9 protein-coding genes and 2 pseudogenes are annotated in these 11,849 nt (G+C 41.0%); 3 read left to right on the top strand and 8 right to left on the bottom strand.

Annotated elements, in window-relative coordinates; translation table 11 throughout:
- Positions 1-366: transposase (locus BLT91_RS04590; RefSeq protein WP_141224926.1), on the top strand; the 366-nt coding region annotated here is incomplete at its 5' end.
- A gap of 180 nt (positions 367-546) precedes the next feature.
- Here the strand turns inward: BLT91_RS04590 and BLT91_RS04585 are convergent.
- From BLT91_RS04585 to BLT91_RS04575, 3 genes are all read right to left on the bottom strand, one after another.
- Positions 547-984 carry a hypothetical protein gene (locus BLT91_RS04585; RefSeq protein WP_090817102.1) on the bottom strand — a complete coding sequence of 146 codons (438 nt, stop codon included), beginning with the start codon at positions 982-984 and terminating at the stop codon, positions 547-549.
- A 235-nt stretch (positions 985-1,219) separates the two neighbouring features.
- Positions 1,220-1,636, bottom strand: a complete 417-nt coding sequence (locus BLT91_RS04580; protein ID WP_141224925.1) for a hypothetical protein — start codon at positions 1,634-1,636, stop codon at positions 1,220-1,222.
- 124 nt (positions 1,637-1,760) lie between these two features.
- Positions 1,761-2,123, bottom strand: a complete 363-nt coding sequence (locus BLT91_RS04575) for a hypothetical protein (RefSeq protein ID WP_090817096.1) — start codon at positions 2,121-2,123, stop codon at positions 1,761-1,763.
- Between the two features lie 274 nt (positions 2,124-2,397).
- Between BLT91_RS04575 and BLT91_RS04570 the strand changes: the two are divergent.
- Positions 2,398-2,828, top strand: a pseudogene (locus tag BLT91_RS04570) (transposase); the annotation flags it as partial.
- A gap of 323 nt (positions 2,829-3,151) precedes the next feature.
- Here the strand turns inward: BLT91_RS04570 and BLT91_RS30560 are convergent.
- The 4 genes from BLT91_RS30560 to BLT91_RS04555 all read right to left on the bottom strand — a co-directional run bounded on the left by BLT91_RS30560 (position 3,152) and on the right by BLT91_RS04555 (position 9,192).
- Positions 3,152-3,586, bottom strand: a complete 435-nt coding sequence (locus tag BLT91_RS30560) for a hypothetical protein (RefSeq protein ID WP_141224924.1) — start codon at positions 3,584-3,586, stop codon at positions 3,152-3,154.
- Between the two features lie 1,069 nt (positions 3,587-4,655).
- A complete protein-coding gene (locus tag BLT91_RS04565; RefSeq protein ID WP_090817093.1) occupies positions 4,656-5,771 on the bottom strand; it encodes a hypothetical protein in 1,116 nt (371 codons plus the stop codon).
- Between the two features lie 703 nt (positions 5,772-6,474).
- Positions 6,475-6,915: a GNAT family N-acetyltransferase gene (locus tag BLT91_RS04560; protein ID WP_090817090.1), complete on the bottom strand. Its 441-nt coding sequence runs from the start codon at positions 6,913-6,915 to the stop codon at positions 6,475-6,477.
- A 474-nt stretch (positions 6,916-7,389) separates the two neighbouring features.
- On the bottom strand, positions 7,390-9,192 hold the full coding sequence (locus BLT91_RS04555) for a S53 family peptidase (RefSeq protein WP_090817086.1): 1,803 nt from the start codon (positions 9,190-9,192) through the stop codon (positions 7,390-7,392).
- 1,767 nt (positions 9,193-10,959) lie between these two features.
- Here BLT91_RS04555 and BLT91_RS04545 point away from each other — a divergent pair.
- Positions 10,960-11,346 carry a hypothetical protein gene (locus BLT91_RS04545; protein WP_090817080.1) on the top strand — a complete coding sequence of 129 codons (387 nt, stop codon included), beginning with the start codon at positions 10,960-10,962 and terminating at the stop codon, positions 11,344-11,346.
- Positions 11,347-11,350: 4 nt separating this feature from the next.
- Here the strand turns inward: BLT91_RS04545 and BLT91_RS04540 are convergent.
- Positions 11,351-11,674: pseudogene (locus BLT91_RS04540) on the bottom strand (NAD(P)H-dependent oxidoreductase); the annotation flags it as partial.
- Between the last annotated feature and the right edge of the window lie 175 nt (positions 11,675-11,849).

The following is an 11,849-nucleotide window of genomic DNA, read 5'->3' as shown; positions in this document are numbered from 1 at the left end:
ATACCCGGGATTGGTACTAAAATTGCTGCAACAATTTTAGCTGAGATCGGGGAAATCGATCGGTTCAATCACGCAAAGAAACTTGTTGCCTTTGCTGGTATAGATCCAAGTGTTTTTTCCTCAGGCAAGTTTACAGCAACCATAAATAAAATAACTAAGCACGGTTCCAGGAGGCTTCGTACTGCCCTATATCAAGCTGTACGATGTGGTATTCGTAGTAATAGAAATAAAAAACTAAGAGCTTATTATGATAAAAAGCGTGCTGAAGGAAAGCTGTTCAAAGTAGCGATAATTGCTTGTGTGAATAAACTCATCCACTGGATTTTTGCCATCTTGACTACTAAGGAAGCGTTCCGTTTAGAGTAAGCAGCAAGAAATAGAAATATATGGAATGTCTTTCCGTGCTTTATGGGACGGTTCTTTCCCATGCACTTTTTTAAGTATACCACTTCATGAATCCGCCATTAATAATTAAATATTGACAAGCTATTAGCTGGAATAGCTCAACGCCCAGTAGGACATTTGTATAAAATATATTACAAACATTCATTTATACATATACCACGGAATCCACCCTTTTTCTTTACTCTTAGTAACAAAGAATATTCCAGAGGATGCACTTCCACTGGGTAAAAACTTAGGGAATTGTAACTTAACAATCCACGATTTTTCTCCTACATCTTCACCACAACGATTGATTGCCATTCTATAATAAACTTCATCAAATCCAACCAGTAGCGGTAATGCGTTAGCTTCTTTAACCACCCAAACATCATATCCCACATCGCCGTATACTTCTGGAACGATATCTTTTAATGCCTTGAGGAGTTCTTCTTTATCTTTAGATGAAGTTTCCATCAAATCGGCTACTTTTGGGCATTTGGGAGTTATATAATTATATGGAGAAGGTTGCTCTGCAAATCCATGTGCTCCTGATACCGTACATAACCAAAATAATACTGTAATTACTAAAAAATTTTTCAACAGTTGATCACCTCAAGGTCGTTTTTCCTACTATTTTCCCACGTTAAAATAAATTTAAATCAGATTATGTACAAAACCCCGAAGAAGCAAAAGGAGCTGCCGCGGCAGCTCCTTCATCGTTTGTATGGAGTCCTTTATTCAACTAACGTTCTGCGTTAGCTTAACGAACAATTTGATTAAAACTAATATTAACAGCTTCATCAAAAGTGTATTTAAGATAATTCTTTGCGTATTCTCAAAATTCATTTACTTTTATCCAAGTCGAATTGTCCGTACTAATTGTGCCATTCGTTCTTTCAGCAATTAATATAGCAGACCTATAAAAAGCCCTTTTATCTACAAACAAGGCGTCTTCATCGACATCAATTATGATTAGTCTTTTATTTTGAAATTCAAAATTGATGTGTTCAAATGACTTTGGAATACCATCACTCCAGCGTTTATCATCAATCCATTTATCCCATGACAACGTTAACGAATTAAATTCTTGAAGGTCTAATGCATGAGATACACTCAATGCTTTCTCCCACATTGCCTTTTTTATCTCGTCACGACTTGGCAAGGTATTTGCATTTTTAATACTTATAAATAATTGCATATCAGTTCCCCTTAAAAACCAATTATCCAACATTGCTACTCGCAAATATTCCATACAAAATTCCATTATGCTGCCCGATAGTTGAGTGGAGCGACAGAAACGAAAAACAAGCGATGGATCGGTTCCAGCGCCGCGTTAACGTTTACCGTTAATTGAATAACTTGTTGCAGAAATCACCTTAATTGCCTTGTATTAAATCATTTTTAGCTAAATCGAAGGCTACTGCGATTTTAATCTGGAACGTTTTACTAAGTCCCTTCATCCAATTCTCAATTGGATACACATCTACTATCGGAGCAATTGTTTTATCATAACGGTCCAGCTCAATCTTAATAACTGAGTGAGTATCTACAAGAAAGCTAATGATATCCTCACCTTGTTCGGGTGTCCAAGATAAAACGTGTGCAGTCTTCATCGCGGGAAATGTCTCTCTAATTATATTTAAAAACCTACACATGGATATATCATTGAACAAATGAGATTTTGATGCCATTAATTGTTCTCGATATGCCTGTTCAGTCAAAGTCCCTTTGAGTTTCATATGGTGCCTGCTTTCCTTAAAGATGCGACCCATTCGCGATTACGGTTAATTAACTTTGCCCTTTTATATTCAAGGTAGGCACCACGCAATCCTGCCCGTTAACGTAACGAAGCTGCCGATCGTTCCGGCAGCTTCGTCATTCAACTATAGTTTCCGTTAGAATTCCTGTGGAACGAATAATTTGGACTTTGAATAAAAAAGAGCGCTCCTGTACGATGGGAGTACGTAACGGGTCTACAGCCCTTAAAATCCCACATCAGGAGTTCGCTCTACTATGAAGTTTAAGTCACAATACAAACAAAATCAACTCATTGAAAACATTACCGTTAATCACCTTGTTGTCGGTGTAGATATCGCTCAGGAGACCCACGTTGCTAGAGCCGTTAACTTCCGTGGTATTGCTTTGGGTAATCCATTGGAATTTAGTAATGATGAAGTGGGCTTCCTGGCTTTCGATCGATGGATCAGAGACTTGCTAGCTTCGTACAAGCTAAACAAGATGATGGTCGGTATGGAGCCGACAGGCCACTATTGACTCAGCCTTGCTCATTGGCTTAAAGATAAATAGATTGAAGCTGTACTTGTTAACCCTCACCTGGTCAAGAAGAACAAAGAAAACCGCGACAATACACGATCTAAAAGTGACAAAAGGATGCGCTTGTAATTGCAGACATGGTCAAAAACGGCTATTATTCACCTGTCCGTTTCCATTCCGGCAATTAATGGGACTATGTTCTTGTCACCCGACACTAATTTTTTGTGGTGTCTCCCTCTAACGACACAAATGTTCAGACTTAAATGACATAAATGTTGGGACATTCAATACTCTTGTTATCTGATAATAAAGTTGTTTAAAATAGCTGCTATAAATGCAGTAAACCCGGCTTGGGTTACGGCCGGGTTAGAAATAAAGTTGTTTAAAACGGCATTTAACTAATTTAATTAACATGCGGGACTTCAATGAGCTAAAGACTAATCCCCGATTCATATTGACCGAGGATTCCCGTTAACTAGTAAAGGTATGGCATTTACCTATATACATAACAAGAGCAATATGGATGGAGTCCATAAAAATAGTGTGGGTAATATCCAAATGCCGGTGGATAGTACACTGGATTATGACCGGGATTAAAACCCGGATTATGACTGTGCGGAGTCGTCGGCGTCACTGGCTGCGTCGGTTGCAACATTTGTGTCATCTGTAGAATTTGCTGTGGCGTAAGCTGAACTCCTGGGGCTAAATGTAATGGTATTGCACTAGGTATGTGAAATGGAGCGGTTGGCGTAACTGGAGCGGTTGGCACGGCGGGTTGGGCTGGAGGCACCGCCCATGGCAATAACAGCGCGCCCGGGATCGGACCACCCGGTGCAGCTAGTCCCAATCCTTCCAATTCGGCGATGGTAAGTGACCTATTTAACGTATTTTCGTTTTTTTCCACGGAATTCATCCTCTCGGTTTTCATACTGTGTAACTCACACATATACTATGCTTTTGATGGGTTAACGTAACGGGTACAGCCGCCTATTTGGGCGGATTGCGTTAATTGATTTACTCCAAAACTGCAACGGGGGCTTTATTGCAGTAAACTGCGCATTTAGTTGAGCGATCTGGCCAATTTTTAAACAACTTTATTTTAAATTCAACAACTTTATTATCAGACAACAACTCTTCTGTTTTGATCAATTAAATAAAACAAATGCCACCCTACGTTTTCAACGTGGGTGGCATTTGTTTGCCCAGTTTTCCAGCTACTCGATATTATAAACTCTTCTGTAAGTATTTTGATTTTTAATCCATATATGCGTGGTTTGCGAGATTACGAGAATCAGTCCGCAGCCAGCCCGACCGCTACGGTCGTGGCAACGAGTATGTGTTGGAGCCGATCCGCCTGCACAGTGGACCCTCCTTCAGGCTTTACGTCTTCTTACCTCTCGGATCAGCGAAAATTGGATCGTTTTTTCTAAATCTTGCGTAGCCATAGCCATTGCTATGTGGTGAATGCCATACCACTCCATAGTTTCACGTCCTTTATCGATATGTTCGGAGCGCGCAAATATTTCAATATCAGTATAAGTTACGTACACGGAGAAGTCTGTCGATTGAAGATCTTCTTTCTCTTAAGAGGATCAGCTTGAGTCGGACGCCAAATGTTTAGCTTCCGCAACCAAGCCGAATTTAACGCTTCTTGGCTTATTCTGCCCGTTACTTCAATAAAAAAAGGAACAGTTCCTGGCCCGCGGCAGCTTGGTAAGATATATTCTCTTTTTATACGCTCATATAAGATGATATACAAGCTTTGCACTGTGATATATACGGGTAGCGAATAGTAAATTTGCCAGCCAGTATAATGAAAAACGCCTACTTTTACCGTTACCCCTTTTACCTTCGGATCCAGAAAAATGTAAGATTGACGTACGAAAAACGGTTATACGAAGAGATCGCCTTGAAAGTGCCACCACCGTACATGCAAGTCCGCAAACGGTAACATCCACGAACATCTGGGCGAGGGGATCCTGTATATTTCCTCCTTATCACGTTCGAGTAGGCAGCATAACCGACGGCAAAATCGTCTCCGGAGTCATATGCTCCCGCGATCCGGACCACGGTGCAGGTACCGCCACGACAAAGTCGGCTAGCCTATAAGCGAGATACTCGTATTGGAGCCGCCATCCGACGAATTCCTCCCAAACCTCCTCCAAAGACCGATCAATCGGGAAGCCGGATCGTTCGAGTTGATCGATGCCATATTTGAATTCCTCAAAGGCAAGAGAGACTAATGGAATAGCTCCTTTATCCATTCCCGCACGCTTTGATCCACCGATCATTATTTCATGCGAGTTTGTCAAGGTTCGCATGCAAGTTATTCCGGCTCGCAAGCATTGTTTAGCCTGTGGCGGAGCCGAGGGAGGGTCCAACACGAGATAAAGCGATGCGGCGTCCATCATGGCAAGCAGGCTCACAACCCATGAATTCATTTTATTCGGCGAACGGAAGACCTTCAGCCAAGGATAGCTTACATGGGATTCGGTTATATCCGCCGCCCAAATTTCCCAAGCGGCAAACAGTTCGGGCAGGGTACGCATTTGCCCTTCTCTATAATGGTGCGCAAGGATGCCGGGGCCCCAAGCTATGCGTCGAGTACGGATTCCTAGCGCAGTAACGAGCGTTTCTCTTCGATTATAAGCGCTGTATAGCGTAGGAAGATATCCGATCTGCAGAGCAACTGTGATCATCCCGGACGCGGCGGCGGCAAAAGACAATAACATGGGAAGCCCCCGCGGCGCCTGAAAAATACCAAGGGTAAAAAAAGAGGACCCCGCCAGTTCCAGCGCTGCCATAAAATCTTTGTCAATAAGCGGCCACAGCATTAAGGCATAGCCGAGAATAAACAGCCCCATCCAAGTTACCAAGTTGGTCAACAGCGCCAATGGACCAAGATAAGAAAGCAGGCGGTCCTTATGCTCGTAACTAGAAGTCCGGTAGGTGAGCACTTTGAACAAGTACCGGATTCCCTCCCCCGTGGTAATCGAAATGCGTGATTTCACACGGCGGGTCAAAATCAACGTGTCGATAATGCTGCCTATTGTCGTTATAACAATGTACAATCCGAGAAGGAATGAGGGCAAGCGGACGAGGGCGTACAACATAAAGCACGGCTCCTTTGTGCTCTTTCGATGGATTTCCATCCTTTTAGCTTGGATCAATTCGACTTTCCTATACCATATTTAACAACACTATTATCACAAATGAGAAGACAGTCGATCAATTGCGGCCAGTTGCCTAGCACGACGAAACAATAAATTCTTTCAACTATGCTGCTGGCTGTAATTGTAGTATTAGACTGGATATGCTGTTCTCATGCAGATTATTGATTTTCAAAATCGTTAGACTTTGTATATGTGTTTTAGACACATTTCCTAAATTGAAATAGTGGCAACCTCGGTCGAGAAAATAAAGTCTTAGACTGCCGCTGGGTTTTTAACTATAGTGTCCCGTTAGCGAAATGAACTCACCATTTCCACTCCTTAAAAAAAGTCCATCCGCCATTATTTCGAGCAAAAATTGACTTACACTTTTTGCATGAAGGATATTTCGGATTATCTAAAACGAGTTTAGTTGTACATTAGGCGTAACCACATTTTGGACAACTTGATTCATATCTTTTCGAAATTTCATCTATTACTCCTCGGGGCATTTTCTTATTACCTAAATCTTAACATACTTATTCCAACTATCCTGCCTTGTTAGCTGAATAAGCCGCCGAGTGAATAATGTGGCAGCCTAGGTAGTACAATATTATGGAGCTACCGTTATCCGTTAGCTCAATCATCAGGTCCTGGACAAAGAACTTTAACGGTACATTTGGACAAACCACATTTTAAAACCATGTTTCTCATAAAAACGAATTATTTTTTGCCACTGCTTACTAGCTGAATAAACGATAGACCGAGTTATACCATTTAGTTCCGCTGTTTGGAGAAGTTTGTCGACCATCATATGTCCAACATTTTCATTTCGATAATCTGGATGAGCGTACACCTCATCGATTTCAAGGTAACGCTCACCTTTCTCGATTACAGCCAACCCATCGCTTTCATGAATGCTGCCAGTTATATAACCTACAACTTCAGAATTGATTTCTGCAACCCAGAAGTACTCTCCAATATTGTTCCTTAACAATTCTACAGTATTTGCTCCCAACCCGTAAGTTATAGCCTCAGCCACCCATAATTCAGAAAGTTTAGCCACTTTTGAAAGGTCGTTTTCAGTTGCTTTTCTTATAGTAACCATTTATATTCACCGCCAATATTTACACGAACTCATGGTTAATTTTCATTGTAGTTTAATCTTGCTTCAACAAACGTTTTTTGAACCCTAATGGATGGTTAACTGAAAAAATCTGCCCGTTAGCGTAGTAAGGCTATCAGAAAAATGAATCGTTAACTGCCGTTCCATCCTTACTCGCGATTATGCGCATATGTTTGTGTCGTAAAACGATTATGCACATATGTTTGTGTCGCCGGAAAGGAATCAATATATGTTGAGAAACAAATTTGGTCCCTTTTACGACACAAATGTATTCCCATTGAATAATGCGACATAAATATAGTCCCATTTATTTATAATAACGGTCTGTACAGTTAAAAAACACGGAACCTACGATAAAACGAATGGAATCATGAAAAGCCAGACGAGAATGATTTCTCTTCTGGCATTTTGTACATACCGATTTGTTGGCAATCACCGAAATTCAATACATTGGAGTTAGTTCGCGTTTGCCAAGTAATTCACCACGCTGGAAACGTCAGGTGTACCCAATCCAGTCGCATCATCCCAGCCTGGGCCAGCCTGGAGTGAAGAGTCAGCTCCCATCAAGACATTCCATGGCTTTGCATTACCTCCCGGGAAAAGGGGTGCCCAAAAGAAGTAGGATAAGTTATCATGTTGCACATCATGGAATGTAGATGTATTCATCGAATACAACAGTGGATTGATGAACGGCAAAGGACTGCCCGTTTTTTGCATGTGCCCTTGGTTGGCAAGTGCACAAATGGCTGCCCACTGTGGTGCAGCGTCGCTTGTTCCACCCCAACCATTTTTGACAACACCGTTTTGGACTATTGAAAAACCTGTAAAGGGGTCGGAGTTAAATGCTACATCAGGAAGCTGACGGTGTGATATGGTGCTGTCTAGTCCCTGAACACCAGTCTGCCAACTTGGCTTAGCAAAGACGTTACTCACACCGCCGCCTGTGCCCATCCAAAATGCATTCTTTGGCAACTGTAAGATTCCACCAGCCCATCTATTGGTCGCACCCCACTCGAATTCATTCTGATAGGAGTTATCACTATTCGTGAACAATGATGTACCACCCACTGCGATCACATTTGGGTCGGATGCGGGGAATGAGACATCCGTTTGTCCAAGCTGTTTTGAAAAGTCACCGTCATCACCCGATGAAACAAATACGTTGATGCCTTCAGCGGCTCCTTGAGCAAACATTTGATCCACCGCATGTTTCTGTGAGGTAGAAATATATTCCTCCGGCATTCCCCATGATAGCGATATCTGGTTTGCCAACTCTTTGTCGATCAACTTATTTACAGCAATAAACAGTGAATTACCATCATCTTTCGTTACAACCAACAAAATCTTTGCACCAGGTGCAACAGCGTGCGCCAACTCGACGTCCATGCTTGTTTCGCCGGCCCAATCGGCTGCAACGCTGCTGTTAACGGGCTGCTTTGCTTGTCCTGGTGGAGGAGACATGACCTCTAAATTAAGCGGTTCATCTGCACCGAACGCCCCTTGCTCTACTTTTTGATTGTACGTTTGTAAATCTGACTGAATCGTCGGACTACCGTATGCATCAACAATGGCAATGGTTTGTCCCGCTCCATCAAGCCCACTTTTGTATACTGGTGAAAAGTTATAAGCCTGTTGAATTTTTGCACTGTTGTTACCATCAAAGAAATTGCTTGGTTTCCCCTGGCCGATTGTTAAGTCGGTACCTTCAGTTGACTTAATCATCGGTTTCGCAGTGGCCAATTGGTTCACCCCGGAGGTTCCGGCTAAATGATTGGCAAGTGGACCTGTGACATGATAATCTGTCGTGTTCGCCAAAAAGGTGTTGCCGCTGCTGTCCTGAAACTGATGAATGTCAGTCCCAAGAACAGACTCAATTTGCGCAACTGTTCCAGACGCGTCAATCACTAGATTATTATCCGTTGTTCCGTTAACGATTAGTCCAGCATTTTGCAATTGATTCACTACTGCGTGATAGTCGTTCCCTTTTGGAGAGAACTGGGAGTGAAACTGCGCAGCCGTTAGTTTTTTATGACTCGCAAGGACTTGGTCTAACTGATTTTTATTTTGTAATTGCATGTAAAAGTTCACATTTAATGTCGCATCTGGAGATGCTTCACCTAAGTCAGTAAAGTTGGAAATCCCAGGAGTGGCACTTTCTGGGATAACTGTCGTACTTTGAGCGAAACTAGGTATGGCAAATGAACCGCCTAATGCCAATGCCACACACATTGCACTGGACAATACATATTTCTTTTTCATATGTCTTCCTCACTTTTCATCAATTATTTTGTTTTGATCGCGGGCTAATTAAATCTTCAATAAAAACGTTTATTCTAGGTGTTTTTTGAATTTCATTGCTGAAGAAGATCGGTGTACTTAGTAGAGAAATTTCATAAAAACATTGGCAAGTACTTCCGGGAAATCTTCAGCTAGGATTGAACAGACAATATATTCCTTTACTGTCAATTTTTACGAACACTTTACTCATCATATCACCTCCTTTTTTCCAATAAACAGAAAAATCAAATCTATTTACTCCTCATATAACCTCCTTATTTTCCAATAAACAGAAAAATCAAATCTATTTTTCGAATTAATTAAATATTTTAACAATACACTTGTTCCATGAATATACTTTATTACCATATAAACTCCAATGGGTATTCAGAATCATCTTTACATGTCGTTTTTTGTATACTTCGGTTTAATCAGGTACCAGTTTAAGCAACTCCTAATGAGTTATTTGTCGTTCTCGGATAAAAAAAGCTAATTATGAAGGAATTAGAGTAATTTTTTTTCTTAATGTACGTTTTTCGGGTTGTTGGCGGTATCTTTATTTAGGTTTTGTCAACATTTCCATAGCTCACGCTCTGAGCAGAAAAGGAGTATATTACTGTCGTATCGATAGAAAGGGAGTACATTTGTGTCAAAATATTACGACACAAATGTACTCCCTTTAATGCAATAAATGGCTCAGTTACAATAATTTAAAAAGGACTATGTTTGTGTCGCTGCACAATATACGACCTATCCCCTTTGATGGAATGATTCCTTGATCCAATAATTTTTTAACCAATTGCCGTTTATTTATCAAAGAATCGGAAGGAAATTTTTGAATGTATTTTTTCATGATTAATCAGCGGTAAACCTTATCGTAATTGATAATCGGTGCAAGATATTTTTTAATTGCGTTCGGCGATGACTGGTATGAGGTTACTTCCATTTTGTTGCAAAGGATCCCTTTTTGAGACTTAGCTATCTTTATAACATAGCCATTACCTAAATCGTAAACAACGCGCGTTGCGCCGGATCCAAAAATTTTTTCCCTCTTATCATCCTTTTCATGTAGTCATTCATTTTAATCAAGGTGTCATTTCTTGCGGATTTTAATGACAGTATATTATAAATGATCTGATTGGTTTTGGACTTAACGGGAAATTGGGTACCTGTTACCAGTGTTGGGCTGCGGAAAAATAAAGAATTGATGATAGCCTTAACGTACAACTTGTCCATGCCAAATAGCTTCCATATTCACCTTATGAAGGGTACCAAAATATGGAGGTGCAAACGTTTTTGAGCAGCTGCCTTAAATGTAAATGCCATGCTGTCATTTATAACCAAGATTATTCAACCCTCATTTATAGGTTCCTTGCTAAACTTGAGTCTATTCGTTTGCCCGATACATGTGCAAACTATATGTCTATGTTATCCGCGCTGACTGTAACGGCAAGTTTTTGGGCCATCCTTTGCGGGATGGCCCTTTCTTTGAGCGCTTTCTTCAACTATCGTTCACCGTTAGCCTACCATGCCTCTCGCAAGGCACCACGAATAATTAAAAATCTTCTAAGTGCTTTGTTCCAATAATCTTGGTGTTGTGAGTACCTGATGCTAAAAAATTGTCGCCCTAATAACCTACTGCTTCCAAGCCCGTTTTATGAAAATCTGCATTTACACTGACACAATATCCATACCGATTTCTTGAACAAGCATAAGATAAATTGAATCTTATTGTAAAGGAGAACAAATATGAACCTCAATGCCACGCTTATCGCATGGAACGCGGGTGCGCTGAACTACAGCGTTGCTGGCGTCACGCAGACGTCGATCGTCGTGGGGACGACGACCACGCACCTTGCAGCGCTCAATCACTACCCCAACGATCCAATTCTTCCAATCGTCACGCGTTGGAACGCACTCATCGAGGCGACCAAGGGACCGTCGACCTTCGGTCAGACGAACCTCGACCTCCCAAACACCTTCAGCGGGATTACAGGTGAGCTTGCGACCGCCGGTGCAAACATGCAGATCCATATTGAACCCCACAGCAATATCGTAGCCTCTCTCCGCCCTATTCCTGTTATTCCACCAAATCCAATAAAATCAATAAATAATCTTCTCAAAGAAAGCACTTGAATGATTAATGGTGCTTTCTTTTGTTTAAAAATCCCTGTTTTGAAAACCTACCGATACTTATTATTTTATTGAAGGTTTTCCCCGCAACGCATATAGAATCAATGTATGCTTTCATAACTGGTGGGAAAGAAAAATTCCACATTGGATTAACAAATACATATTTATCTGCAGCAACAAATTGGTCTACCAGTTCACCTAGACGACTTACTTTCGTTTTTTCTTCTGTGCTCAACTGATTAAAATGAGTGCCAGAACTTAATTTTCCCCATCCGCTAAATACATCTGCATCAATTTGCGGGATATTTACTTGATAAAGATCAAGATGCAAACTTGGTATTGATACAACAGAAAAATATAGACCGTAAGGTAACGACCAAACAAATACGATATACATTAAGATTCGATTTTTCAAAAATGAGGTAATGATGCCTAAAAATGCAGGAAAAATCAACATAATAAACATGGATGGCTAACGGGGCAATTTAGTTGAAGAAAATATTTTA

The organism is Paenibacillus sp. yr247 (assembly GCF_900103825.1).
GTDB lineage: Bacteria > Bacillota > Bacilli > Paenibacillales > NBRC-103111 > Paenibacillus_E.
This window is presented reverse-complemented; position numbering and strand designations above follow the sequence as displayed.

What these genes read in the sequence shown, in the direction of transcription:
- BLT91_RS04580 (WP_141224925.1), bottom strand. Translation starts at nt 1,636, where the DNA reads ATGGAATATTTGCGAGTAGCAATGTTGGATAATTGGTTTTTAAGGGGA.
- BLT91_RS04575 (WP_090817096.1), bottom strand. Translation starts at nt 2,123, where the DNA reads ATGAAACTCAAAGGGACTTTGACTGAACAGGCATATCGAGAACAATTA.
- BLT91_RS30560 (WP_141224924.1), bottom strand. Translation starts at nt 3,586, where the DNA reads ATGAAAACCGAGAGGATGAATTCCGTGGAAAAAAACGAAAATACGTTA.
- BLT91_RS04565 (WP_090817093.1), bottom strand. Translation starts at nt 5,771, where the DNA reads ATGTTGTACGCCCTCGTCCGCTTGCCCTCATTCCTTCTCGGATTGTAC.
- BLT91_RS04560 (WP_090817090.1), bottom strand. Translation starts at nt 6,915, where the DNA reads ATGGTTACTATAAGAAAAGCAACTGAAAACGACCTTTCAAAAGTGGCT.
- BLT91_RS04555 (WP_090817086.1), bottom strand. Translation starts at nt 9,192, where the DNA reads ATGAAAAAGAAATATGTATTGTCCAGTGCAATGTGTGTGGCATTGGCA.
- BLT91_RS04545 (WP_090817080.1), top strand. Translation starts at nt 10,960, where the DNA reads ATGAACCTCAATGCCACGCTTATCGCATGGAACGCGGGTGCGCTGAAC.